At 73.1% G+C, this 23,663-nt stretch carries 28 protein-coding genes; 23 read left to right on the top strand and 5 right to left on the bottom strand.

Annotated elements, in window-relative coordinates; all coding sequences use genetic code 11:
* The first annotated feature begins 55 nt into the window (after nt 1-55).
* Together ACH4MY_RS16690 and ACH4MY_RS16685 are read left to right on the top strand one after the other, a co-directional pair.
* Nucleotides 56-883 (top strand): ABC transporter permease, encoded by an 828-nt coding sequence (locus tag ACH4MY_RS16690; RefSeq protein WP_398003426.1) that lies wholly within the window; start codon nt 56-58, stop codon nt 881-883.
* A gap of 34 nt (nt 884-917) precedes the next feature.
* Nucleotides 918-1,559, top strand: coding sequence for a DUF2567 domain-containing protein (locus tag ACH4MY_RS16685; protein WP_398003424.1), 642 nt, complete (start codon nt 918-920; stop codon nt 1,557-1,559).
* A 34-nt stretch (nt 1,560-1,593) separates the two neighbouring features.
* Here the strand turns inward: ACH4MY_RS16685 and ybaK are convergent, their stop codons facing one another.
* The 4 genes from ybaK to ACH4MY_RS16665 form a co-directional block, all read right to left on the bottom strand.
* On the bottom strand, nt 1,594-2,091 hold the full coding sequence (gene ybaK / locus ACH4MY_RS16680) for a Cys-tRNA(Pro) deacylase (protein ID WP_398003421.1): 498 nt from the start codon (nt 2,089-2,091) through the stop codon (nt 1,594-1,596).
* Between the two features lie 15 nt (nt 2,092-2,106).
* Nucleotides 2,107-2,844 carry an LON peptidase substrate-binding domain-containing protein gene (locus ACH4MY_RS16675; RefSeq protein ID WP_398003418.1) on the bottom strand — a complete coding sequence of 246 codons (738 nt, stop codon included), beginning with the start codon at nt 2,842-2,844 and terminating at the stop codon, nt 2,107-2,109.
* A gap of 11 nt (nt 2,845-2,855) precedes the next feature.
* The gene (locus ACH4MY_RS16670) at nt 2,856-3,908 is read right to left on the bottom strand and encodes a hypothetical protein (RefSeq protein ID WP_398003415.1); all 1,053 of its coding nucleotides are present in this window, start codon (nt 3,906-3,908) and stop codon (nt 2,856-2,858) included.
* A 76-nt stretch (nt 3,909-3,984) separates the two neighbouring features.
* A complete protein-coding gene (locus tag ACH4MY_RS16665) occupies nt 3,985-5,610 on the bottom strand; it encodes an oxidoreductase (RefSeq protein WP_398003412.1) in 1,626 nt (541 codons plus the stop codon).
* A 215-nt stretch (nt 5,611-5,825) separates the two neighbouring features.
* Between ACH4MY_RS16665 and hisD the strand changes: the two genes are divergently transcribed.
* The 10 genes from hisD (at nt 5,826) to ACH4MY_RS16615 (ending at nt 13,513) form a co-directional block, all read left to right on the top strand.
* Complete coding sequence (gene hisD / locus ACH4MY_RS16660) at nt 5,826-7,169, top strand: histidinol dehydrogenase (RefSeq protein WP_398003409.1); 1,344 nt, start codon at nt 5,826-5,828, stop codon at nt 7,167-7,169.
* Nucleotides 7,166-8,272 carry a histidinol-phosphate transaminase gene (locus ACH4MY_RS16655; RefSeq protein WP_398003406.1) on the top strand — a complete coding sequence of 369 codons (1,107 nt, stop codon included), beginning with the start codon at nt 7,166-7,168 and terminating at the stop codon, nt 8,270-8,272. Before hisD ends, ACH4MY_RS16655 begins: the two co-directional genes overlap by 4 nt.
* Nucleotides 8,269-8,862, top strand: coding sequence for an imidazoleglycerol-phosphate dehydratase HisB (gene hisB, locus ACH4MY_RS16650; RefSeq protein WP_015032911.1), 594 nt, complete (start codon nt 8,269-8,271; stop codon nt 8,860-8,862). Before ACH4MY_RS16655 ends, hisB begins: the two co-directional genes overlap by 4 nt.
* A gap of 2 nt (nt 8,863-8,864) precedes the next feature.
* A complete protein-coding gene (locus ACH4MY_RS16645; protein ID WP_327161502.1) occupies nt 8,865-9,029 on the top strand; it encodes a hypothetical protein in 165 nt (54 codons plus the stop codon).
* A complete protein-coding gene (gene hisH / locus ACH4MY_RS16640) occupies nt 9,026-9,673 on the top strand; it encodes an imidazole glycerol phosphate synthase subunit HisH (protein ID WP_398003402.1) in 648 nt (215 codons plus the stop codon). The genes ACH4MY_RS16645 and hisH overlap by 4 nt, the downstream gene beginning before the upstream one ends.
* A 2-nt stretch (nt 9,674-9,675) precedes the next feature.
* A complete protein-coding gene (gene priA, locus ACH4MY_RS16635) occupies nt 9,676-10,413 on the top strand; it encodes a bifunctional 1-(5-phosphoribosyl)-5-((5-phosphoribosylamino)methylideneamino)imidazole-4-carboxamide isomerase/phosphoribosylanthranilate isomerase PriA (protein ID WP_398003399.1) in 738 nt (245 codons plus the stop codon).
* On the top strand, nt 10,410-10,814 hold the full coding sequence (locus ACH4MY_RS16630; protein ID WP_398003396.1) for a RidA family protein: 405 nt from the start codon (nt 10,410-10,412) through the stop codon (nt 10,812-10,814). The genes priA and ACH4MY_RS16630 overlap by 4 nt, the downstream gene beginning before the upstream one ends.
* Nucleotides 10,811-11,566, top strand: a complete 756-nt coding sequence (gene hisF / locus ACH4MY_RS16625; protein WP_398003393.1) for an imidazole glycerol phosphate synthase subunit HisF — start codon at nt 10,811-10,813, stop codon at nt 11,564-11,566. The genes ACH4MY_RS16630 and hisF overlap by 4 nt, the downstream gene beginning before the upstream one ends.
* A 115-nt stretch (nt 11,567-11,681) precedes the next feature.
* Nucleotides 11,682-12,269: an ArsR/SmtB family transcription factor gene (locus ACH4MY_RS16620; protein ID WP_398003390.1), complete on the top strand. Its 588-nt coding sequence runs from the start codon at nt 11,682-11,684 to the stop codon at nt 12,267-12,269.
* Nucleotides 12,266-13,513 (top strand): MFS transporter, encoded by a 1,248-nt coding sequence (locus ACH4MY_RS16615; protein WP_398003387.1) that lies wholly within the window; start codon nt 12,266-12,268, stop codon nt 13,511-13,513. The genes ACH4MY_RS16620 and ACH4MY_RS16615 overlap by 4 nt, the downstream gene beginning before the upstream one ends.
* A gap of 24 nt (nt 13,514-13,537) precedes the next feature.
* Here the strand turns inward: ACH4MY_RS16615 and ACH4MY_RS16610 are convergent, their stop codons facing one another.
* The gene (locus ACH4MY_RS16610) at nt 13,538-14,173 is read right to left on the bottom strand and encodes a TIGR03085 family metal-binding protein (protein ID WP_398003384.1); all 636 of its coding nucleotides are present in this window, start codon (nt 14,171-14,173) and stop codon (nt 13,538-13,540) included.
* Between the two features lie 84 nt (nt 14,174-14,257).
* Here ACH4MY_RS16610 and hisI point away from each other — a divergent pair, with 84 nt between their 5' ends.
* From hisI to lgt, 11 genes are all read left to right on the top strand, one after another.
* Nucleotides 14,258-14,608 (top strand): phosphoribosyl-AMP cyclohydrolase, encoded by a 351-nt coding sequence (hisI, locus tag ACH4MY_RS16605; RefSeq protein ID WP_398003381.1) that lies wholly within the window; start codon nt 14,258-14,260, stop codon nt 14,606-14,608.
* An 11-nt stretch (nt 14,609-14,619) separates the two neighbouring features.
* Nucleotides 14,620-16,110 carry an anthranilate synthase component I gene (locus ACH4MY_RS16600; RefSeq protein WP_398003378.1) on the top strand — a complete coding sequence of 497 codons (1,491 nt, stop codon included), beginning with the start codon at nt 14,620-14,622 and terminating at the stop codon, nt 16,108-16,110.
* Nucleotides 16,111-16,124: 14 nt separating this feature from the next.
* Nucleotides 16,125-16,775 carry a TIGR02234 family membrane protein gene (locus ACH4MY_RS16595; RefSeq protein ID WP_398003375.1) on the top strand — a complete coding sequence of 217 codons (651 nt, stop codon included), beginning with the start codon at nt 16,125-16,127 and terminating at the stop codon, nt 16,773-16,775.
* A 169-nt stretch (nt 16,776-16,944) separates the two neighbouring features.
* On the top strand, nt 16,945-17,193 hold the full coding sequence (locus ACH4MY_RS16590; protein WP_398003372.1) for an HGxxPAAW family protein: 249 nt from the start codon (nt 16,945-16,947) through the stop codon (nt 17,191-17,193).
* Nucleotides 17,194-17,504: 311 nt separating this feature from the next.
* On the top strand, nt 17,505-17,918 hold the full coding sequence (locus ACH4MY_RS16585) for a DUF2752 domain-containing protein (RefSeq protein WP_398003369.1): 414 nt from the start codon (nt 17,505-17,507) through the stop codon (nt 17,916-17,918).
* 154 nt (nt 17,919-18,072) lie between these two features.
* Entirely contained in the window at nt 18,073-18,882 is an 810-nt protein-coding gene (gene trpC, locus ACH4MY_RS16580) for an indole-3-glycerol phosphate synthase TrpC (protein WP_398003366.1), read from the top strand.
* A 64-nt stretch (nt 18,883-18,946) separates the two neighbouring features.
* Entirely contained in the window at nt 18,947-19,186 is a 240-nt protein-coding gene (gene trpM / locus ACH4MY_RS16575) for a tryptophan biosynthesis modulator TrpM (RefSeq protein WP_398003876.1), read from the top strand.
* A 381-nt stretch (nt 19,187-19,567) separates the two neighbouring features.
* Nucleotides 19,568-20,806, top strand: a complete 1,239-nt coding sequence (gene trpB / locus ACH4MY_RS16570; protein WP_398003363.1) for a tryptophan synthase subunit beta — start codon at nt 19,568-19,570, stop codon at nt 20,804-20,806.
* Nucleotides 20,803-21,624, top strand: coding sequence for a tryptophan synthase subunit alpha (trpA, locus tag ACH4MY_RS16565; RefSeq protein WP_398003360.1), 822 nt, complete (start codon nt 20,803-20,805; stop codon nt 21,622-21,624). The genes trpB and trpA overlap by 4 nt, the downstream gene beginning before the upstream one ends.
* A gap of 63 nt (nt 21,625-21,687) precedes the next feature.
* Nucleotides 21,688-22,530: a thioredoxin domain-containing protein gene (locus tag ACH4MY_RS16560; RefSeq protein WP_398003357.1), complete on the top strand. Its 843-nt coding sequence runs from the start codon at nt 21,688-21,690 to the stop codon at nt 22,528-22,530.
* 96 nt (nt 22,531-22,626) lie between these two features.
* Nucleotides 22,627-23,616, top strand: a complete 990-nt coding sequence (gene lgt, locus ACH4MY_RS16555; RefSeq protein WP_398003354.1) for a prolipoprotein diacylglyceryl transferase — start codon at nt 22,627-22,629, stop codon at nt 23,614-23,616.
* Nucleotides 23,617-23,663: the final 47 nt, after the last annotated feature.

Raw genomic sequence — 23,663 nt, 5'->3', positions numbered from 1 at the left:
CACACGTACTGCCTGCACCGCACGTACCGCACGTCACCCTCAGGAGCTGTACGCAGTGAGCACCGTGCCCGCCGAGGTCCTGCCGACCGGCGCGCTTTCCGTCCGGGCCCGCGACGACGAGGAGGCCGCCGCGCCCCTCGCCCCGCGCGCCCGGCTGCTGCCGGCCCTGGCCGCCGTCTACCGCGCGCAGCTCTCCCGCGCCCGGGTCGCCCGCATCCCGCTGCTCTTCGTGGCCACCTTCCAGTCCATCGGGATCATGGTCCTGATGCGCGGGGTCGTCGACGGAGGCTCCGAGGCGCGCGCCGTCGTGGCCGGCTCCACCGTCCTCGTCGTCGCCTTCGTCGCGCTCAATCTGCTCGCCCAGTACTTCGGGCAGCTGCGGGCCACCGGCGGCCTCGACCACTACGCCACCCTGCCCGTGCCGCCCGCCGCCGTCGTGCTCGGCGCGGCCGGGGCGTACGCCTCCTTCACGGTGCCCGGGACCGCCGTCACGGCCGTCGCGGGATCCGTGCTCTTCGGGCTGCCCCTCGGGCACCTCTGGATCCTCGCCGCCGTCGTCCCGCTCGCCGGGGCCGCGCTCGCCGGGCTCGGCGCGGCCCTCGGCCTCCTCGCGCCCCGTCAGGAACTGGCCACCCTCCTCGGCCAGCTCGGCATGTCCGCCGCCCTGCTCCTCGGCGTGCTCCCCGCGGAGCGGCTGCCGGCGCCCGTCGGCTGGGCACGGGACCTGCTGCCGTCGACGTACGGCGTGGAGGCCCTGGCCCGCACCTTCGACCCGCATCCCGACTGGGCGGTCGTCGCCCTGGACCTCGCCGTGTGCGGCGTGTGCGGCGTGGTCTCCCTGGTGGTCGCCACCTGGGCGTACCGGCGGGCCGCCGTCCGCTGAGGCGGGTCACAGGCACACCTGGCACGATGGCGGAGTGACCGCACCTCTGACTCCGCCTCACCAGCCACCGCCGCACGACCCCGACTGGCCGCCGCCGCCTCCGCCGATGCTCGGACCGGCCGGGGACCCGATCACGGCGGCCGAGGTCCTCCAGGGTGTGCTGGTGACCGTCGTCTCCGCGCTCGCGGGCGCGCTGCTCGGGGTGCTGTGGCTGAATCTGGCCCCGCGCGTCCTGCTCATCTCGGACGGCAAGGGGGTCTACCTCCGGAACTCCGAGGGGGAGACCGCGATCGGCGCGGACGGAACGTTCGTGCTCCTCGCCCTGGCCTTCGGAGCGGTGGCCGCGCTCGTCGTCTTCCTGCTGCGCCGCAAGGGCGGCGTCCCGCTGGTGCTCGGTCTGGCGCTGGGCGGTGTGCTGGGCTCGCTGCTCGCCTGGGGCCTCGGGACGTACTTCGGCCCGACGAGCGACGTGGTGGCCCACGCCAAGGCGGTCGGCCCCAACATCGCGTTCGAGGCGCCGCTCGAACTGAATCTGGGCGCCGCCGCGATGCTGGCCTGGCCGCTCGCCGCGATGATCGTGCACCTGGCGCTCACGGCCGCCTTCGGCCCGCGCGACCCTGAGCCCGAGCCGTGGGAGCAGCCGAAGCCGTACACCCAGGGCCCGAGCGCCGGCTGACGGCCCCGGCCCCGCCGGAGGGCCGCGCCGGACGTCAGGCGCGGCCGATCGGGGCCAGGACGGCCGAGGTGAGCGCGGCCAGATCGGTGGGGGAGAGCTCCACCTCGAGGCCGCGCCGGCCCGCCGAGACACAGATCGACGCGTGGTCCGACGCGGAGGCGTCGAGGACCGTGCGGAGCCGCTTGCGCTGGCCGAGCGGGGAGATCCCGCCCCGGACGTAGCCCGTGGTCCGCTCGGCCGCCGCCGGGTCCGCCATCGCCGCGCGCTTGCCGCCGACCGCCGTGGCCAGTGCCTTCAGGTCGAGCTGGCCCGCCACCGGCACCACCGCGACCGTCAGCTCGCCGTCGACGTCCGCCACCAGGGTCTTGAAGACCCGGCCGGGGGAGACACCGAGGGCCTCCGCGGCCTCCTCGCCGTACGAGGGGGAGGCCGGGTCGTGCTCGTACGCGTGCAGGGTGAACGGGGTCCCTGCGGCCGCCAGGGCCACCGTCGCCGGGGTGCCGCCGCCGCTCTTCCTCTGCTTCTTCGCCACGCGCGCCTCCTCGGCTCAGTTCGGGTACGTCGGGGCCTGTGTCAGGTCCACCACCGGCAGCGACGGCAGATGTCGCAGCACCGCCGTCTCCGCGCGCAGCAGCGTCAGCTCCTCGCGGAGCCGGGTCGCCGTGTCCGGGGCCTGGAGCAGCCGCTGCTTCGATGGTGTGTCGAGCACCGCGGCCGCCGCGACCAGATACGACACCACGGAGGGGTCGTCCGGCAGCTCGCTGGTCGTCAGCGAACGCTCCCGCGCCCCCGCCAGCCGCTTCTGATAGCTGCGGAAGGCCCGCAGCACCCCCTCGGAGAGGGTGCCGGCCTCCTCGCCCTGCTCCTCCGGGATCTCCTCGATCTCGGCGACCAGGAACGGCCCGCTCGCGTCGACCGACAGCAGTTTCACCCGGGTCGTGCCGGTGGCCATCACCTCGAAGCTGCCGTCCGCGCGCTCCCGGATCGTCGCCGCGTCGGCGATACAGCCGACCCGGTGGAAGGACTGGATGGGGTCGGGGCCGAAGCCCGCGGCCGGGCCCCGCTCCGGCAGTGCCGTCTGGTCCGGCATGCCGGGGGCGGTCGGCGCGACCTCGCGGCCGTCACGGATGGCGACGACGGCGAAGCGGCGCGGCTCCGAGTCGTCGATCGTGAGCAGCTCGCGCATCATGGCGCGATAACGCTCCTCGAAGACGTTCAGCGGCAGCACGAGGCCCGGGAACAGCACCGCGTTGAGCGGGAAGAGAGGCAGGCGAGCGGTGGTCACAGCGGTCAAGCCTAATGGCCGCCGGGCCCGCCCCGTCCGGCCCGTCCACGTCCGGTGTCCCAGAGAGGGGTACGGCGGGACAACTCGCCCCCGACCCGGTCCCGCGCGGCGAGGAAACGGCGCAGCGGATCCTCCCGTACGGCTCCCCTCCCGGGGCCCCGGGAGGCCCCCCACGGGAACGAGGTCGCGTGGACCCCGATCCGGCCGAACTCCTCCCGCGCCTCCTCCCACCGGGCCCGCTCCACCAGCACGTACGCGAGCAGGTTGCGGACCTCGGCCGGCCAGGGGTCTCCCGTCGGGAAGACCGCCGACACGTCCAGGGCGCGGTCGGCCGCCCGGTCGATCCGCGCCTCCGGCACGGACGGGTCCCGGTCCGGCGGCACCCGGAGCCGGTCGTAGGCCGCGCGGACCGGCAGCGCCCGTACGAGCGAGTCCGGGGCCGCGTCGTCCGCCGCCTGTTCCGCGAAGTCGAAGGCGGCGCGGTGCGAGCCGTACCACTGCGCGGAGAGGTACTTCAGCGCCGCCACATGGCAGCCGTAGTGGTGCGGGGAGCGGCGCACGGCCTGCTCCCAGAGCGATTCGAAGACGGTGTGCCCGGCGTGCGAGCCGCGTGCGTGGTCCAGGGCGAGACGCCACGGCACCGGGTCGTGCGGGGTCCCCTCGACGACCGCGTGGATCAGCGGGCCGAGCTCGCGCAGCCGCTCGGCCCGCGCGGGCGACTCCCAGGCCTGGCGTACGGCGAGCTGTGCCGTGACGAGCAGGGCGTCGGGGTCGCCGGGCGCGACGGAGAGCCAGTGGGTCAGCCAGTCGCCTCTGCTGTACGCGAAGGTGGCGAGCCGGGTGACGTACCGGTCGCGGTCCTCCCACTCGCCGGAGTCCCGGGTGGTGGCGAGCAGTTTCGCGGCGGGCTCCGGATCGGCGAGGGCGGCGGCGACCAGGGCGGGCGCGAGCCGTTCGTCCGGGGCGTCGAGCAGCACGTCGTCGTCCGGCACGAACCCGGCGGCTGGGCGCGGGGTGTGCCGGACCGAACGGACGGCGCCGAACAGGGCACGGAACAAGGACATGGTGGGACGTATTCTCTCCCGGCCCCCGCCCTCACGGCAGCAGACGTCACGCCCCTCACACCAAACCTCCGCCCCCTCACCCCCTGCTCAGCAACCGGGTCGCGCCCGCCGCCACCGTCGTCGCCAGGATCCAGCCCAGCAGGATCAGCACCGCCGCCGCCCACTGCCAGATGCCTTCGAGGCGCCAGTAGCCGTCCTGGCCGAGGTTGATCACCGGGAGGAGCAGGTCCAGCGCGTACAGCGGGCCGTTCCACGCGGGGGCCTCCTCGGCCTTCAGCGGTATCGGACGGTAGTGGGAGAAGGCCACGGTCCCCGCCGCCCACAGGACCGCCATCCACAGCGCCGCCCGGCCCGGCCGGTAGCCGTAGGCCACGGTCCAGTCCTGGAGGTATCCCCACAGCTTCCCCGCCACCGGCAGGGTCTCCCGTCTGCGCCGCTGCTTGGCGAGCAGCACCTCGCGGGCGTCGGCGTCCTCCCCGCTGTTGCGCAGGACCGTCGCGAGCCGCTCGTACGGCTCGGGCGCGTACTCCGGGGTCGCCGCCGCGACCCACTCCAGCCGCCGGGCCAGCGGGAAGTGCCCGTACGGCACGAGGTTCTCGTAGGCGAAGCCGCCCATCGCGAGTCCGCCGGGGCCCGGCCAGGCGGTCGACAGGTCGATCAGGGTGACGACCTTCGCGCCGTTGAGCACGACGCGGCCCTCCTCCGGCCGCTCGCCGTTGAACCGGAGCTCCGGGGTGACGATCCGGCGGAGCGAGACCTCCTCCCGGCGCGCCCCGCTCAGCAGGAACCGGGCGTGGTGCAGGTCCACCGCGTCCCCGAAGCGGCCGTCGTCGAGGCGCACCCCGCCGTGGCACTCGACCGGCTTGCGGCGGGCGCCCTGGGCGGGCGTCACGCCGTACGGCGGGGTGGACGTCGAACCGCCGCCCGGATATCCCGAGTTCCCGTACGTCCCGGCGTCCTCGTACACCCAGGCCGCGTTCAGATAGAGCGAGCGCTCCACCGTCAGCTGCGGGGCGTTCAGCGCGCGGCGGCCCTGCGCGCCCCGCAGCACACTGCCCCGCAGGCTCAGCGAGACGCCGACCTTCGCCCCGCGCAGGCTCAGCTCCCCGTGCGTCTCGATCAGCTCGGCCTGGAGGTCCTGGGCGACGACCAGCCCGTCCGCCGCGATCGCACGGCCCCGCCGGTCCGGCCACACCTGGATCTGGTTGACGAGCAGGTCGGTGCCGATCTGCGCGTCGGTGAGCCGGATGCCCCGCTTCACCCGGCAGCGCGGCAGGTGCAGGTCCCCCTCGGTGTGCAGCCGGGCCGCCTCCAGCCGCGGCAGGGAGCACTCGACCATCCGCAGGGTGCCGAAGCGGGCCTCGGGCAGCACCACCTCCCCGTCGAACCGGCAGCCGTGCAGCTCGACGTACGGCCCTATCGTCCCGCCCGCCAGGTTCAGCACGCCGGTGATCCGGACCCCGCGCAGCTTCAGCGCGGCCACCCGCCCGGACCGGGCCGGCGGCCCGGCGAGCAGCAGCAGCGCCACCACGTCGGCGCGGACGCTCCGCTCCTCTCCCCACTCCCGCCCCCCGAAGGGGTCGTCCCGCTCCGCGATCCCCTCCGTCAGATCGCATGTCCTTCCGATGCGGAACGCCCGCCACACGGCCCGCTCCGGGCCCGTGAGACCGTCCGGCATTCCGTCCTCGTGCGGCTCGGTCACTGCCGCCCCCCTCGCTTTCCACGATCCGTTCCCACGACTCCGCGCATTCCGCTTTCGATGCTTTTCCGGGGTTTCGTGGATTCGTACAGCCGTTCTTCCCGCTGAGTGACGGGCTGAACGCTAACGGTCAGGAGTGGCGACAAGACGCCAGTGTGGCGTGTATCAGCCAGTGATACGGGCGTCCGGCGCTGTGGGCCGTCTGCGAGAATTGACCCGTGATCTCTCGAATCGATCTGCGCGGCGAGGCCCTCCCCGAGGGTTCCGCCCTGCGCGACCTGCTGCCCCGTGCCGAGTTCGACGTGGAAGCCGCCCTGGAGACGGTGCGGCCGATCTGCGAGGACGTCCGGCATCATGGCGCGGCCGCGGTGATCGAGTACGGGGAGAAATTCGACGGCGTCCGGCTCGCGAGACTGCGCGTCCCCGCCGAGGCGATCACCCGCGCCCTCGACGAGCTCGACCCGGCCGTCCGCGCCGCCCTGGAGGAGTCCATCCGGCGCGCCCGCCTCGTCCACCGCGAGCAGCGCCGCACCACCCACACCACCCAGGTCGTCCCCGGCGGCACGGTCACCGAGAAGTGGATCCCGGTCGAGCGCGTCGGCCTCTACGTGCCGGGCGGCCGCTCCGTCTACCCGTCCTCCGTCGTGATGAACGTCGTCCCGGCCCAGGAGGCCGGCGTCGAGGGCGTGGCCATCGCCTCACCCCCGCAGAAGGAGTTCGGCGGACTGCCGCACCCGACGATCCTCGCCGCCTGCGCCCTGCTCGGCGTCGACGAGGTGTACGCCGCGGGCGGGGCTCAGGCGATCGCCATGTTCGCGTACGGCACCGCCGACACCGACGGCGAGCCCGGCTGCGCCCCCGTCAACCTGGTCACCGGTCCCGGCAACATCTACGTCGCCGCCGCCAAGCGCCTCCTCAAGGGCCGCATCGGCATCGACGCCGAGGCCGGCCCGACGGAGATCGCGATCCTCGCGGACTCCACCGCCGACCCCGTGCACGTCGCCGCCGACCTCATCAGCCAGGCCGAGCACGACCCGATGGCCGCCTCCGTCCTCGTCACCGACTCGGACGAGCTGGCCGCCGCCACCGAGGCCGAGCTGAAGACGCAGGTCGCCGCCTCCAAGCACGTCGACGACCGGATCGTCCCGGCCCTGGCCGGCCGTCAGTCCGCGATCGTCCTCGTCCGCGACCTCGCCGACGGCCTCAAGGTCGTCGACGCGTACGGCGCCGAGCACCTGGAGATCCAGACCGCGGACGCCGCCGCCGTCGCCGACCGCGTCCGCAACGCGGGCGCGATCTTCGTCGGCCCCTGGGCGCCGGTCTCGCTCGGCGACTACTGCGCCGGCTCCAACCACGTCCTGCCCACCGGCGGCTGCGCCTGCCACTCCTCGGGCCTCTCCGTGCAGTCTTTCCTGCGCGGGGTGCACATCGTGGACTACACGCGCGACGCGCTCGCCGACGTGGCCCACCACGTCGTCACCCTCGCCGAGGCCGAGGACCTCCCGGCCCACGGCGCGGCGGTCAAGGCCCGTTTCGGATGGAAGGTGCCGGAGACCAAGTGACCGGAATCGATGATCTGCCCGTCCGGGACGAGCTGCGCGGCAAGTCCCCCTACGGCGCGCCCCAGCTCGACGTCCCCGTCCAGCTGAACACCAACGAGAACCCGTACCCGCTGCCCGAGCCGCTGGTGGCCCGGATCGCGGAGCGGGTCGCCGAGGCCGCCCGCGGCCTCAACCGCTACCCCGACCGGGACGCCGTCGAGCTCCGCACCGAGCTCGCCCGCTACCTCACCCGGACCGGGAAGCACCCGGTCGCCACCGAGAACGTGTGGGCGGCCAACGGCTCCAACGAAGTCCTCCAGCAACTCCTGCAGACCTTCGGCGGCCCGGGCCGTACCGCGATCGGCTTCGAGCCCTCGTACTCGATGCACGCGCTGATCGCCCGCGGCACCGGCACCGGCTGGATCTCCGGGCCGCGCAACGAGGACTTCACGATCGACGTGGCGGCGGCGGAGAAGGCGATCGCCGAGCACCGGCCCGACGTCGTCTTCATCACCTCGCCCAACAACCCCACCGGCACCGCGGTCGCCGCCGACACCGTCCTCGCCCTGTACGAGGCGGCCCAGGCGGCCAGGCCCTCGATGGTGGTCGTCGACGAGGCGTACGTGGAGTTCAGCCACCGGGACTCGCTGCTGCCCCTCGTCGAGGGGCGCCCGAACCTGGTGATCTCCCGGACCATGTCCAAGGCCTTCGGCGCCGCCGGACTGCGCCTCGGCTACCTCGCCGCCCACCCGGCCGTGGTCGACGCCGTCCAGCTGGTCCGCCTGCCGTACCACCTCTCGGCCGTCACCCAGGCGACCGCGCTCGCCGCCCTTGATTACACCGACACCCTCCTCGGGTACGTCGAACAGCTCAAGGCCGAGCGCGACCGGCTCGTCACCGAGCTGCGCGGGATCGGCTGCGAGGTCACCGATTCGGACGCCAACTTCGTGCAGTTCGGGAAGTTCCCCGACACGCACGCGGCCTGGCAGCGGATCCTCGACCGGGGCGTCCTGGTCCGGGACAACGGCGTACCGGGATGGCTGCGGGTCACCGCCGGCACCCCCGAAGAGAACGACGCGTTCCTCGACGCGGTTCGTGAATTGATGAAGGAGCAGGAGCGATGAGCCGCGTAGGCCGCGTTGAGCGCACCACCAAGGAGACCTCCGTCGTCGTCGAGATCGACCTCGACGGCACCGGAAAGGTCGATGTGTCGACCGGGGTCGGCTTCTACGACCACATGCTCGACCAGCTCGGCCGGCACGGTCTGTTCGACCTGACCGTCAAGACCGACGGCGACCTGCACATCGACTCGCACCACACCATCGAGGACACCGCCCTCGCCCTCGGCGCCGCCTTCAAGCAGGCCCTCGGCGACAAGGTCGGCATCTACCGCTTCGGCAACTGCACCGTCCCGCTGGACGAGTCGCTCGCCCAGGTGACCGTCGACCTCTCCGGCCGCCCGTACCTCGTGCACACCGAGCCCGAGAACATGGCGCCGATGATCGGCTCGTACGACACGACGATGACCCGGCACATCTTCGAGTCCTTCGTCGCCCAGGCCCAGATCGCGCTGCACATCCACGTCCCGTACGGGCGCAACGCCCACCACATCGTGGAATGCCAGTTCAAGGCCTTCGCCCGCGCCCTCCGCTACGCCTCCGAGCGCGACCCGCGCGCCGCCGGAATCCTCCCCTCCACGAAGGGCGCGCTCTAACCGTGAACGGCCTCTCCACCATCCTCATCGTCGTCGGGCTCTTCCTGCTCGGCGGCATCTACTCCTTCGTCAAGCAGCAGCTGCCCAAGGGCGTCATCGTGCTCGTCGCCGTCGGCGCCGCGATGTCCCTCTCCGCCGGTGTGCTGCGGCTGGACGTGTGGTCATGACCACGATCACCCCCAAGAAGGTCGTCGTCTTCGACTACGGCTTCGGCAACGTGCGCTCGGCCGAGCGCGCCCTCGCCCGGGTCGGCGCCGACGTCGAGATCACCCGCGACTACGACACCGCGATGAACGCCGACGGGCTCCTCGTCCCCGGCGTCGGCGCCTTCTCCGCCTGCATGAAGGGGCTCAAGGAGGCCCGCGGCGAGTGGATCATCGACCGCCGGCTCTCCGGCGGCCGCCCGGTCATGGGCATCTGCGTCGGCATGCAGATCCTCTTCGCCCACGGCTTCGAGCACGGCGTGGAGAGCGAGGGCCTCGACGAGTGGCCCGGTACGGTCGAGCCGTTGAACGCCCCCGTCGTCCCCCACATGGGCTGGAACACGGTCGACGCGCCGCAGGACACCCAGATGTTCGCGGACCTCGACGCCGACGCCCGGTTCTACTTCGTGCACTCCTACGCGGTGCGCGAGTGGACCCTGGAGGTCGGCAACAAGAACATCCGCGCCCCCAAGGTCACCTGGGCCACCCACGGCGAGCCCTTCGTCGCGGCCGTCGAGAACGGCGCCCTGTGGGCCACCCAGTTCCACCCCGAGAAGTCCGGCGACGCCGGAGCACAGCTGCTCACCAACTGGATCGGAACCCTGTGACCGTGTCTTCTAACAGCGTGCTCGAACTCCTCCCCGCCGTCGACGTCCGCGACGGCCAGGCCGTCCGTCTCGTGCACGGCGAGTCCGGCTCCGAGACCTCCTACGGCTCCCCGCTCGAAGCGGCCCTCGCCTGGCAGGGTTCCGGCGCCGAGTGGCTGCACCTCGTCGACCTCGACGCCGCCTTCGGCACCGGTGACAACCGGCAGCTGATCGCCGAGGTCGCCCAGGCCATGGACATCAAGGTCGAGCTCTCCGGCGGCATCCGCGACGACGCCTCCCTCGCGGCCGCCCTGGCCACCGGCTGCACCCGCGTCAACCTCGGCACCGCCGCCCTGGAGACCCCCGAGTGGGTCGCCAAGGTCATCGCCGAGTACGGCGACAAGATCGCCGTCGGCCTCGACGTCCGCGGTACGACCCTGCGCGGCCGCGGCTGGACCCGCGACGGCGGCGACCTCTACGAGACGCTCGCCCGCCTCGACTCCGAGGGCTGCTCCCGCTACGTCGTCACCGACATCGCCAAGGACGGCACGCTCCAGGGCCCCAACCTGGAGCTCCTGAAGAACGTCTGCGCCGCCACCGACAAGCCCGTCGTCGCCTCCGGCGGCGTGTCCTCCCTCGACGACCTGCGGGTCCTGTCCGGCCTCGTCCCGCTGGGCGTCGAGGGCGCGATCGTCGGCAAGGCGCTGTACGCCAAGGCGTTCACCCTGGAGGAGGCGCTGGCGGCGGTGGCTTCCGCATGACCGACGCTGTGAAGAAGGTCGTCACCGGCGCGCCGTGGGAGGAGCAGTTCGGCTACTCCCGCGCCGTGGAACTGCCGAACGGCCTGGTCCTCGTCGCCGGCTGTACGTCGGTGGTCGGCGGCCAGATCGCCGGCGGCGGCCCGTACGAGCAGACGGTCAACTCCTTCAACGTGGCCCTGGCGGCGCTGAAGCGGCTGGGCCTCGACGCGGAGCACGTCGTCCGCACCCGGATGTACATCACCCACGCCCGGGACGTGGACGAGGTCGGCCGCGCCCACAAGGAGCTGTTCGACGCCGTCCGCCCCGCCGCCTCGATGATCATCGTCTCCGGCTTCGTCGACCCGAGCCTGGTCGTCGAGGTCGAGGTCGAGGCGTACCGCCCGGAGGGAGGGACGGCATGACTCTCGCCGTACGAGTGATCCCCTGCCTCGACGTGGACAACGGCCGCGTCGTGAAGGGCGTCAACTTCCAGAACCTGCGCGACGCGGGCGACCCCGTCGAGATGGCCAAGCTGTACGACGCCGAGGGCGCCGACGAGCTGACCTTCCTCGACATCACCGCCTCCTCCGGCAACCGGGAGACCACCTACGACGTGGTGCGCCGCACCGCCGAGCAGGTGTTCATCCCGCTCACGGTCGGCGGCGGCGTCCGCGCGGCCGAGGACGTCGACAAGCTGCTGCGGGCGGGCGCCGACAAGGTGGGCGTCAACACCGCCGCCATCGGGCGCCCGGAGCTGATCCAGGAGATCGCCGAGCGCTTCGGCCGCCAGGTGCTCGTCCTGTCGGTCGACGCCCGGCGTACGGCCTCGGGTTCCTTCGAGGTGACGACGCACGGCGGCCGCAAGGGCACCGGCATCGACGCCGTCGAGTGGGCGCACCGGGCCGCCGAGCTGGGCGCGGGGGAGATCCTGCTCAACTCGATGGACGCGGACGGGACGAAGGACGGCTACGACACCGAGATGATCGCGGCCGTACGCAAGCACGTCACGGTCCCGGTCATCGCCTCCGGCGGCGCGGGCAGGCTCTCCGACTTCCCGCCGGCCGTCGAGGCGGGCGCGGACGCGGTGCTCGCGGCCTCCGTCTTCCACTTCGGCGACCTGCGGATCTCGCAGGTCAAGGACGAGCTGCGGCGGGCGGGCCACCCGGTCCGCTGACCTGACCCGATGTCATGAAGGGCCCCTTCGGGGGCCCTTCGCCTTTCCCGGAAGCGCAGGATCAGTTGTGCAATTTTCATTGCGCAAGTTTTCTTTCGCATCTAGGGTCATGGACATGACCTCGCCGGAGAACCGCCGGATCACCGATCTCGGCACCCTCAAAGCCATCTCGCACCCGCTGCGGATGCGCCTCTACCGCGCCCTGTTCGTGGCCCGCACCGCCACCGCGTCCCAGCTCGCCGACCAGGTCGACGAGGCCGTCTCCCTCGTCAGCTACCACCTGCGCAAGCTCGCCGACCACGGCCTCATCGAAGAGGCCGAGACCCAGTCGACCGACGGCCGCGAGCGCTGGTGGCAGCCCAGCTCCTACGGCTTCAGCATCCACGACGAGGACCTCCGCGACGCCCCCGAACTCGCCGCCGCGAGCGCCGCCTTCGGCCGTACGGTCGACGAGCAGCGCACGCGGATGTACGCCCGCTTCCTCGACGAGCGGCACACCTGGTCCGACGCGTGGCGCGCGGCCTCCCCCAGCTCCGAGTGGCTGCCCCGCCTCACCGCCGACGAGCTCGCCGCCCTCGGCGCCGAACTCGACACCGTCCTCAGGAAGTACGACCAGCGGGCCCGCGCCGCCGAGGCCGCGGGTGACACCGAGGGCCGCGAGAACGTCGCCATCCACCTCAACGGCTTCCCCTACCGCGGATGACCGCCACCGCCCCCGTCGCCGCGCCCGCCGCCCCGGCACGGCCCGCCCACCGCGACCCCCGGGTGCTGCGCTGGCTCGGCGCCTACACCGCCTCCACCCTCGGCGACAGCGTCTACCACCTCGCCCTCTCCTGGGCCGCCGTCCGCGGCGGCACCCCCGCCGAGGCCGGGCTCGTGATGGCCGTCAGCGCCGTACCGCGCGCCCTGCTGATGCTCGGCGGGGGAGTGGTCGCCGACCGCTTCGGCCCCCGCCGGGTCGTCATCGTCTCCGACACCGTCCGCTGCCTCGTCGTCCTCGCCGTCGCCGCGCTCGTCCTCGTCGCCCCGCCCACCCTCTGGGTGCTGGCCGGCATCGCCCTGGTCTTCGGCATCGTCGACGCCCTCTTCCTGCCCGCCGTCGGCGCCCTGCCGCCCCGGATCGCCCCGCACGACCAGCTCGCCCGGGTCCAGGGCATGCGCGGCCTCGCCTACCGCTCCGGAGCCGTTCTCGGCGCCCCCCTCGGCGGCCTCGCGATCGCCCTCGGCGGACCGGGCGTCGCGTTCGCCGTGGCGGGAGCGCTCTTCGCCGTCTCCCTGCCCCTGCTGCTGGCCCTCCGGCTCCGCCCTCTCACCGGAGAGGCGGCGAGCCAGAACGGCACCGCCTTCGGCGATCTCGTCGACGGAATGCGCTATCTGCACGGCCACCGCGTCCTCGGACCGCTCATGATCGTCATCGCCCTCAGCGACCTCGGCTTCGTCGGCCCCCTCAACGTCGGCCTCGCGCTCCTCTCCGACCAGCGCGGCTGGGGGGCCTCCGGCATCGGCTGGGTCCTCGCCGGCTTCGGCGTCGGCGCGGGCGGCGCCTCGCTGCTGCTCGGCGTCAAGGGCCGGGTGCCGCGCGCCGGAGCCGTCCTCGGCTGGACCATGACGGTCGGCGCCGTCTCGATCGGCGCCCTCGCCTTCGTCCCGCGGCTGCCCCTGGCCGTGGGCGTCGCCCTCGCCATCGGCCTGTTCGCCGGCCTCTCCGGAGCACTCTGCGGGGCCCTCGTGCAGACCGAGTGCGACCCCGCCTACCTCGGCCGGGTCTCGGCCGTCTCCAGCCTGATGAGCCTCGGCCTCGCCCCGCTCAGCTTCCCGCTCACGGGCGCCGCGATCGGCCTGTGGGGCGTCGGCCCGGTCTTCACCGTCAGCGCGGGCGTCTGCGCGCTCGCGGGCCTCTACGGCCTCTCGGCCAGGGCCGTGCGCCGCGCGGAACTGCCGGGCTAGAGCCCGGGCCGGGCGCGCCGCCCGTCAGAGACCCAGCTGCTTCGTCTCGCTCAGCCGCTCGATCGCCTCCGGCTCCCCGTCCAGCTCCACCTTGGCCGAGGCCTGGCGCCCGTACAGGTACATCGTGAGCTCGCCCGGCTCACCGGAGACCGTCACCACCGGGGTGCCCCGGTGCGCCACCGCCGTCTGGCCGTTCGGCCGGCGCAGCACCAGGCCGACCGGCAGCTTGCGGCCCAGGAGGCGGGCGGAGCGTTCGAGGCGCGACCAGAGGGCGTCCGCGAAGACCGGGTCGAGCTCGCGCGCCGACCATTCGGGCTGGGCCCGGCGTACGTCCTCGGCGTGGACGTAGAACTCGACCACGTTCGCACCCTCGTCCACCTGCTTGATGGTGAACGGCGAGAACCGCGGCGGCCCCGTCCGGATGAGCCGGATCAGCTCCTCGTACGGCTTCTCGGCGAACTCCGCCTGCACCCGCTCCTGCCGGTCCTTCAGCACCGGTACGAGCGAACCGGCCGCCGCGTCCGGGCGCCGTTCCCGCACCACCACATGGGCCGCGAGGTCCCGGGTGCGCCAGCCCTCGCAGAGCGTCGGGGCGTCCGGACCGGCCGCCTCCAACAGATCGGCGAGCAGAAGCCGTTCACGTTTGGCATGGGTCGACATGACCGCCAGCCTACGGCGGGCGCCACCGGTCCGCCCAGTGGACGCCCCGCCGGACACCGTCCCGGATCGCGGCACAATGGCGCCATGAGCAGCAATCTCGACCCGGCCATCTCCGCCCGGCTCAAGCGCAGCCCGGACGGGCTCGTCCCCGCGATCGCCCAGCAGTACGACACCGGTGAGGTGCTGATGCTCGGCTGGATGGACGACGAGGCCCTGCACCGCACCCTCACCACCGGACGCTGCACCTACTGGTCCCGCAGCCGCCGGGAGTACTGGGTCAAGGGCGACACCTCCGGGCACGTCCAGCACGTCAAGTCCGTCGCCCTCGACTGCGACGCCGACACCGTGCTCGTCAAGGTCGACCAGGTCGGAGCCGCCTGCCACACCGGCGCCCGGACCTGCTTCGACGCCGACGTGCTCCCCGTCTCCGAGTAGGGTCTGGCGCCATGGATCTCGACACCTTCCGCAAGCTGGCGGCCGACCGCCGCGTCATCCCCGTCAGCCGCCGGCTGCTCGCGGACGGCGACACCCCGGTCGGGCTCTACCGCAAGCTGGCCGCCGAACGGCCCGGCACCTTCCTCCTCGAATCCGCGGAGAACGGCCGCAGCTGGTCCCGCTACTCCTTCATCGGGGTCCGCAGCGACGCCACCCTGACGGTGAAGGACGGCGAGGCCCACTGGCTGGGCACCCCGCCCGTCGGCGTCCCCACGGACGGCGACCCGCTCCAGGCCCTGCGCGCCACCGTCGAGACCCTCCACACCCCGCGCGACCTGGCCTCCGGCATGCCGCCCTTCACCGGCGGCATGGTCGGCTACCTGGGCTACGACATCGTCCGCCGCCTGGAGAAGATCGGCGACTCCACCCGCGACGACCTGAAGCTCCCCGAGCTGACCATGCTCCTCACCAGCGACCTCGCGGTCCTGGACCACTGGGACGGCTCGGTCCTGCTGATCGCCAACGCGATCAACCACAACGACCTGGAGACCGGTGTCGAGGAGGCGTACGCGCACGCCGTCGCCCGCCTCGACGCCATGGAGGCCGACCTGGCCCGCCCGGTCGCCACCGCCCCCACCGCCCTGCCCGCCTCCGCGCTGCCGGAGTTCTCGGCGCTCTGGGGCGGCCCGGCCTACCAGGACGCCGTCGAGGACATCAAGGAGCGCATCCGGGCCGGCGAGGCCTTCCAGGTCGTGCCCTCGCAGCGGTTCGAGACCCCGTGCGCCGCCTCCGCGCTCGACGTCTACCGCGTCCTGCGGGCCACCAACCCGTCCCCGTACATGTACCTCTTCCGCTTCGAGAACGGCTTCGACGTCGTCGGATCCAGCCCCGAGGCCCTCGTCAAGGTCGAGGACGGGCACGCGCTGCTCCACCCCATCGCCGGCACCCGGCACCGCGGCGCCACCCCGCAGGAGGACCACGACCTCGCCGAGGAACTGCTCGCCGACCCCAAGGAGCGGGCCGAGCACCTCATGCTCGTCGACCTCGGCCGCAACGACCTCGGCCGGGTCTGCACGCCCGGCTCCGTCGAGGTCGTCGACTTCATGTCCGTCGAGCGCTACTCGCACGTCATGCACATCGTCTCCACCGTCACCGGCGAGGTCGCCGAGGGCAGGACCGCCTTCGACGTCCTCACCGCCTGCTTCCCGGCCGGGACGCTCTCCGGAGCGCCCAAGCCCCGCGCCATGCAGATCATCGAGGAGCTCGAACCCTCCCGGCGCGGCCTGTACGGCGGATGTGTCGGTTATCTCGATTTCGCCGGCGACGCGGACACCGCCATCGCCATCCGCACCGCCCTGCTCCGCGACGGAACCGCGTATGTGCAGGCCGGAGCGGGTGTCGTCGCCGACTCCGATCCCGTCGCCGAGGACAACGAGTGCCGGAACAAGGCCGCGGCCGTCCTCCGCGCCGTCCACACCGCCAACCGGATGAACGGCAACTGAGCACGTAGGGGATAGTGGGGTACGTGAGTGCCGTACCCGTACCCCAGCCCCGGGCCGCCCGCGCGGCCGTCCCCACCGGCGGCCGCCGCAGCCTGGCCGCGGCCCTCCTCCTCGGCGCCCTCGGCGCCACCGTCGTCCTGCTCTCCGCGGGCCAGATCTGGGCGGAGGGCACCGCGTCCGTCGGCGGCGGCAGCGTCCCCGTCGAGGCCGACGGCGGCACCGTCACCGGCGTGCCGACCGCCCTCGCGATCGTCGGCCTCGCCGCGCTCTTCGCCGTCTTCGCCGTCCGCCGCACCGGCCGCACCCTCGTCGCCGCGCTCCTCGCGCTCAGCGGCGCGGGCGCCGCGCTCGCCGCCTTCCTCGGCGCCTCCGACAGCGCCGCCCTCGACGCCGAGGCCGCCCGGATCAGCGGCGACACCGCCGCCGCGGTCGCCGGCCTCAGCCACACCGTCTGGCCGTACGTCACCGCCGCGGGCGCCGTCCTCATCCTGCTCGCGGGCCTCTTCGCCCTGCGCTTCGGCAAGAGCTGGCCCGCGATGGGCGGCCGCTACGAACGCTCCGGCGCCCCGCGCGCGGCGCGCAAGGCCCCCACGACCGACCCGGACCGGCCCGAGGACCTGTGGAAGGCCCTGGACCGGGGCGAGGACCCCACTCACGGCGCCTGACGGCGCCTGACGGGGCCGGCCCGCGGGGCCCGATCGCGTCGCCGGCCGCGACGCGTGATCGTCCCGGTACCCCCGATTCACCCTCGCGCGCCCGTGTGCGGGACAATGAGCGCCGAGAGTCCGCGCACGCGTGACCTCACCATCGAGCAACTGCAACGAGGAGCAACTCATGGCGGGCAGCGCCCACGGACACACCCCGGCCGCCTGGACCGGTGTCATCATCTCCTTCATCGGCTTCTGCATCGCCGGAGTCTTCATGGTGGCCGCCAACCTGCCCGGTTTCTGGGCCGGCATGGGTGTCATCGTGCTCGGCGGCATCGTCGGCGGCGCGATGAAGGCCGCGGGCCTCGGCATGCCGAAGGAGTCGGCGGCCGTCGCCGCCGCCCGCGAGGCCGCGACCGCGCAGGCCCGCGCCTGACGCGACACGAAGCATGGGAGAGCGCAGTCCGGCCGTGCCGGGCTGCGCTCTCGCGCGTCCGGGGCGAGAATCACCGGGTGGACCCCCAGCCGACGGCCGGAGCCGTGACCGACGCATCCAGCACCCGACCGGGTGAACCCGTGCCACCGGCTGAACCGGTCCGGCCGGACGCCGCGCCACGCCCGGACACCGCTGCGGGCCCGGACGCCATGGACCGCCCGGACGTCGTCGGGCCGCCGCACGCGCACGCGTGGCCGGGTGGAGGCCCCGTACCGCCGCCGCACGCGCACGCGTGGCCGGGTGGCGGGCCCGTGCCGCCACCGGCCCGGTCGCTCGCGCGGAGGCTGCTCGCCCCCGTCGCCACGCTCACCGGGGTCGCCGCCGCCTTCGCGTACGTCGGGACCGTCGACCCCAACGAACCCGGGCACTACCCCGTCTGCCCCCTGCTCCGCTTCACCGGCGTCTTCTGCCCCGGATGCGGCGGACTCCGCAGCGCCCACGCCTTCGTCCACGGGGATCTCCCGGCCGCCCTGGGCGCCAACGCCCTCGCCGTCGTCGGCTACGGCCTCTTCGGCGTCCTCATGGTCCTCTGGCTGATTCGCACCATCCGCGGGGTGCCCATGCGCCTCGCGGTCTCCCCGGTCTGGTGGTGGGGGATCGGGGCCGTCCTCGCCCTCTTCACCCTGGTCCGGAACCTTCCCCTCGGCTCCGCACTGGCCCCCTGAGGGCCCGTACGGCGCCACGGGGACCCCTACGGGAGTCCCAGTAGATGGGACGCCGCTCCGGCCGATGCGAGTCCGGGGCCGTCCTGCGGATAGGATCGATGTGGCTGAACCTGGTTCATCATCACCATCACCGTCCCGGAAGGGGGCCCCTCGCGTGAGTGTGCTCGACGAGATCATCGAAGGCGTACGCGCCGACCTCGCAGAGCGGCAGGCGCGGGTCACCCTCGACGAGCTCAAGGAGCGCGCCGCCAAGGCGCCGCAGGCCAAGGACGGCGTCGCCGCACTGCGCGGCGACGGCGTCAAGGTGATCTGCGAGGTCAAGCGCTCCAGCCCGTCCAAGGGCGCGCTCGCCGCGATCGCCGACCCGGCCGGACTCGCCGCCGACTACGAGGCCGGTGGCGCGGCCGTCATCTCCGTCCTCACCGAGCAGCGCCGTTTCGGCGGCTCGCTCGCCGACCTGGAGGCCGTCCGGGCCAAGGTCGACATCCCGGTCCTGCGCAAGGACTTCATCGTCACCGCGTACCAGCTCTGGGAAGCGCGCGCGTACGGAGCGGATCTCGCGCTCCTCATCGTCGCCGCCCTGGAGCAGGAAGCGCTGGTCTCCCTCATCGAGCGCGCCGAGTCCATCGGGCTCACCCCGCTCGTCGAGGTCCACGACGAGGACGAGGTCGAGCGGGCCGTCGACGCCGGCGCCCGGATCATCGGCGTCAACGCGCGCAACCTCAAGACCCTCAAGGTCGACCGCTCCACCTTCGAGCGCGTCGCCCCCGAGATCCCCGCGAGCATCGTCAAGATCGCCGAGTCCGGCGTCCGAGGCCCGCACGATCTCATCGCCTACGCCAACGCGGGCGCCGACGCGGTCCTGGTCGGCGAGTCGCTCGTCACCGGCCGCGACCCCAAGGCCGCCGTCGCCGACCTGGTCGCCGCCGGCGCCCACCCGGCTCTCCGGCACGGCCGGAGCTGACCGCGTCATGACCCGCCGCCGCGCCACGCCGACCCCTCCGGGCACCGCCCGGGGGACCGTCGGCGTGCCGTCGGTGGCCGCCGGACGAGGCGGTCGGCTCCGTACCGCCGCCGCGTCCGTACCCGCGCCGCACGCCCCGCTGGCCCGGGGCTGCCGTCCGCGTGGCTGCCGTGCACCCGCCCGCCGTGTCCACGGCCGCCGGGTGCGGTACGTCATCGGGGACGAGCCGGGCCAGGTCAACGGCATGCGATGGCGCGCGCGCCTCGCGCGCACCTTCACGAACGCAGCAACGCCCGGCCACTGAGTCCCGGCCTTCCGAGGCCTCGGTGGACGCCGGACCGTGCCCTGCCGCCATTCCGCGTGTCACCGCGGCGTCGCCCGCCTCGGCGTGGGCGCACGGGACGGCGCGCTTCGGCGGCGCCTCCGCCCCTCGCGCTCTGACCCGTACCCATGGATCGGCGCACACGGGGTGCGGGTCGAGGCCCTGGAGCCCGGGCCCGGCAAGGGGCGACGTTCCGTTGTGCCCACCGTTCCGCCCCGGCGGAACAGTCGCCCACAACGGGGCGGGCGGCCCGGCGCGGGCGTAAGCCCGCCATGGCGTTGCCGTACGTGAGGGACTCGCGCGCATAACGTGACCATCAACCGCACGTGAACCCGGGGCACCCGCCCCGCGAGGAGCAGTCGCATGTCCAGCGAGTTCTTCATTCCAGACCCGGAGGGTCAGGTCCCCACCGCCGAGGGCTACTTCGGTGCCTACGGCGGCAAGTTCATCCCGGAGGCCCTCGTCGCCGCCGTCGACGAGGTCGCCGTCGAGTACGACAAGGCCAAGTCCGACCCGGAGTTCGCCCGCGAGCTCAACGACCTGATGGTCAACTACACGGGCCGGCCGAGCGCCCTGACCGAGGTGCCCCGGTTCGCCGAGCACGCCGGTGGCGCCCGGATCTTCCTCAAGCGCGAGGACCTCAACCACACCGGCTCGCACAAGATCAACAACGTGCTGGGCCAGGCCCTCCTGACCAAGCGCATGGGCAAGACCCGGGTCATCGCCGAGACCGGCGCCGGCCAGCACGGCGTGGCCACCGCCACCGCCTGCGCCCTCTTCGGCCTCGACTGCACCATCTACATGGGCGAGGTCGACACCCAGCGCCAGGCCCTCAACGTGGCCCGGATGCGGATGCTGGGCGCCGAGGTCGTGGCCGTGAAGTCCGGCAGCCGTACGCTCAAGGACGCCATCAACGAGGCGTTCCGCGACTGGGTCGCCAACGTGGACCGGACGCACTACCTCTTCGGCACCGTCGCCGGCCCGCACCCCTTCCCCGCCATGGTCCGGGACTTCCACCGGGTCATCGGCGTCGAGGCCCGCCGCCAGCTCCTGGAGCGCGCCGGACGCCTCCCCGACGCGGCGATCGCCTGCGTCGGCGGCGGCTCCAACGCGATCGGTCTCTTCCACGCCTTCGTCCCGGACGCGGACGTGCGCCTGATCGGCTGCGAGCCGGCCGGCCACGGCGTCGAGACCGGCGAGCACGCGGCCACCCTCACCGCAGGCGAGCCCGGCATCCTGCACGGTTCGCGGTCGTACGTCCTCCAGGACGAGGAGGGCCAGATCACCGAGCCCTACTCGATCTCGGCGGGCCTCGACTACCCGGGCATCGGCCCGGAGCACGCGTACCTGAAGGACAGCGGTCGCGGCGAGTACCGCGCCGTCACCGACGACGCGGCCATGCAGGCGCTCCGGCTGCTCTCGCGCACCGAGGGCATCATCCCGGCCATCGAGTCGGCGCACGCCCTCGCCGGCGCCCTGGAGGTCGGCAAGGAGCTCGGCAAGGACGCCCTGCTCCTGGTCAACCTCTCCGGGCGCGGCGACAAGGACATGGACACGGCCGCCCGCTACTTCGGGCTGTACGACGGGGAGGGTTCCAAGTGACGACCGGCAACATCCAGCTGCTCAGTGACACCCTCGCCAAGGCGAAGGCCGAGAACCGGGCCGCGCTCATCGCGTACCTCCCGGCCGGCTTCCCGACCGTCGACGGCGGCATCGCGGCGATCAAGGCCGTCTTCGACGGCGGCGCGGACGTGGTCGAGGTCGGCCTCCCGCACAGCGACCCGGTGCTCGACGGGCCGGTCATCCAGACCGCCGACGACATCGCCCTGCGCGGCGGCGTCAAGATCGCCGACGTCATGCGCACCGTCCGCGAGGCCCACGAGGCCACCGGCAAGCCGGTCCTCGTCATGACGTACTGGAACCCGATCGACCGCTACGGCATCGAGCGCTTCACCGAGGAGCTCGCCGCGGCCGGCGGCGCGGGCTGCATCCTGCCCGACCTGCCGGTCCAGGAGTCCGCGGTCTGGCGCGAGCACGCCGACAAGCACGGTCTCGCCACCGTCTTCGTCGTCGCCCCCAGCAGCAGGGACGCACGCCTCGCCACCATCACGGCGGCCGGCTCCGGCTTCGTCTACGCCGCCTCCCTCATGGGGGTCACCGGCACCCGCGAGTCGGTCGGCGAGCAGGCCGCCGACCTGGTCCGCCGGACCCGGGCCACGTCGGACCTCCCGGTCTGCGTCGGCCTCGGCGTCTCCAACGCCACCCAGGCCAAGGAGGTCGCGGTCTTCGCCGACGGCGTCATCGTCGGCTCCGCCTTCGTGAAGCGGATTCTCGACGCCGACGGCGACGAGAGCGCGGGACTCGCCGCCGTAAAGGAACTGGCGGCCGAACTCGCCGAGGGTGTCCGGCGCGTTTCGTAACCCATTTGGGTGGATGTGGGACCGGGGAGGCACGCACGTGCCTCCCCGGTTCGTTTCCGAGGCGTGAGCGAGAAGAACCGTGGTGACGGTAATCGGAGCGCGCGGGAGCGCCTCCAGCAGCAGCGTGAGCGCGAGAAGGCCCGTGAGAAGCAGCGGCGCGTCCTGATCGTGTCGGCGGCGGTGGTCGGCGTTCTCGGCCTGGCCGCGGTCGTCGGCGTGATCGCCGCCGGCAGTGACAAGGACAGCGGATCCGACAAGGCGGGACCGGTCGTCGCGCCGACCGGGGCGACCGAGGAGGACGCGAAGCCCGCCATTCCCACGGGGAAGACGGACGCCCCGTCGACGCTGTCGGTCTGGGAGGACTTCCGCTGCCCGGCGTGCGCCCAGTTCGAGAACGCGTTCCGGGACACGATCCACGGGCTGGAGGCCTCGGGCGCACTCAAGGCCGAGTACCACCTGGCCACCCTCATCGACGGGAACATGGGCGGCAGCGGCTCCCTCCGCGCGGCGAACGCGGCGGCGTGCGCCCAGGACGCGGGGAAGTTCACCGCGTACCACGACACGCTCTACATGAACCAGCCGCCGGAGACGGACGACGCCTTCGGCGACAACGCCAAGCTGATCGAGCTGGCGGCGAAGGTGCCGGGGCTCGACACCCCCGCCTTCCGCGGCTGTGTCGACGACGGCACCCACGACAGCTGGGTGGTGAAGTCGAACGAGGCCTTCCAGAACGGCGGCTTCCGCGGCACGCCCACCGTCCTCCTCGACGGAGAATCGATCTTCCCGCAGAAGGGGAACGAGCAGATCTCCCCGGAGAACCTGAAGAAGTGGGTCGCCGAGGCCAACAAGGGCAAGAAGCCGGGCACGGCCTCGCCGGCCGTTCCGGCCTCCCCCTCGGCGGGCTGAGCCGCCCACCCGGGCGGAAAGTCCGGGGTTAGTTACCCATACGTTGCCGGGTGGGCTGCCGTCCCGCCCGCCCGGCAGGGTAGCGTCGGTCCTGCCATGGACCTTGCCTATATTCCCAGCCCGTCGACCGGCGTGATCAACCTCGGACCGATCCCGCTGCGCGGCTATGCCTTCTGCATCATCATCGGTGTCTTCGTCGCCGTCTGGTACGGCAACAAGCGCTGGATCGCCCGGGGCGGCACTGCCGGCACCGTGGCCGACATCGCCGTCTGGGCGGTGCCCTTCGGCCTCGTCGGCGGACGCCTGTACCACGTGATCACCGACTACCAGCTGTACTTCAGCGAGGGTGAGAACTGGGTCGACGCCTTCAAGATCTGGGAGGGCGGCCTCGGCATCTGGGGCGCCATCGCGCTCGGCGCGGTGGGTGCCTGGATCGGCTGCCGCCGCCGGGGCGTCCCGCTCCCGGCGTACGCCGACGCCATCGCCCCCGGAATCGCCTTCGCCCAGGCCATCGGCCGCTGGGGCAACTGGTTCAACCAGGAGCTGTACGGCCGGGAGACCGATCTGCCCTGGGCGCTGAAGATCACCGAGAGCGCGAACCGCGAGGCCGGGTACTACCACCCGACCTTCCTGTACGAGTCGCTCTGGTGCGTCGGCGTCGCCTTCCTGGTCATCTGGGCCGACCGCCGCTTCAAGCTCGGCCACGGGCGCGCCTTCGCGCTGTACGTCGCCGCGTACTGCGCGGGCCGGGCCTGGATCGAGTACATGCGCGTCGACGAGGCGCACCACATCCTCGGTCTGCGCCTGAACGTGTGGACGGCGATCATCGTCTTCGTGCTCGCCGTGCTCTACATGGCGATCTCGGCGCGGATCCGTCCGGGCCGCGAGGAGATCGTGGAGCCGAAGGCCGCCAAGGACGCCGTAGCGACGTCCGAGGACGCCGACGGGACGGACGGGCCGGCGGACGCCGACCTCCGGGACGCGGCTCCGGACTCAGACAAGAACACCGCCAAGGACTCCGACACCTCCGACGGGGACGTGGAGCACGGGGCCGACAACGGCGCCGGGTCCGCCGCCAAGAGCTGATCCCCCGCAACCGGTCGAAGGGCCGTCGGGACCGAGAGGTCCCGGCG

Origin of the sequence: Streptomyces sp. NPDC017246, from assembly GCF_044331325.1 — a bacterium.
Taxonomy (GTDB): Bacteria; Actinomycetota; Actinomycetes; order Streptomycetales; family Streptomycetaceae; genus Streptomyces.
This window is presented reverse-complemented; position numbering and strand designations above follow the sequence as displayed.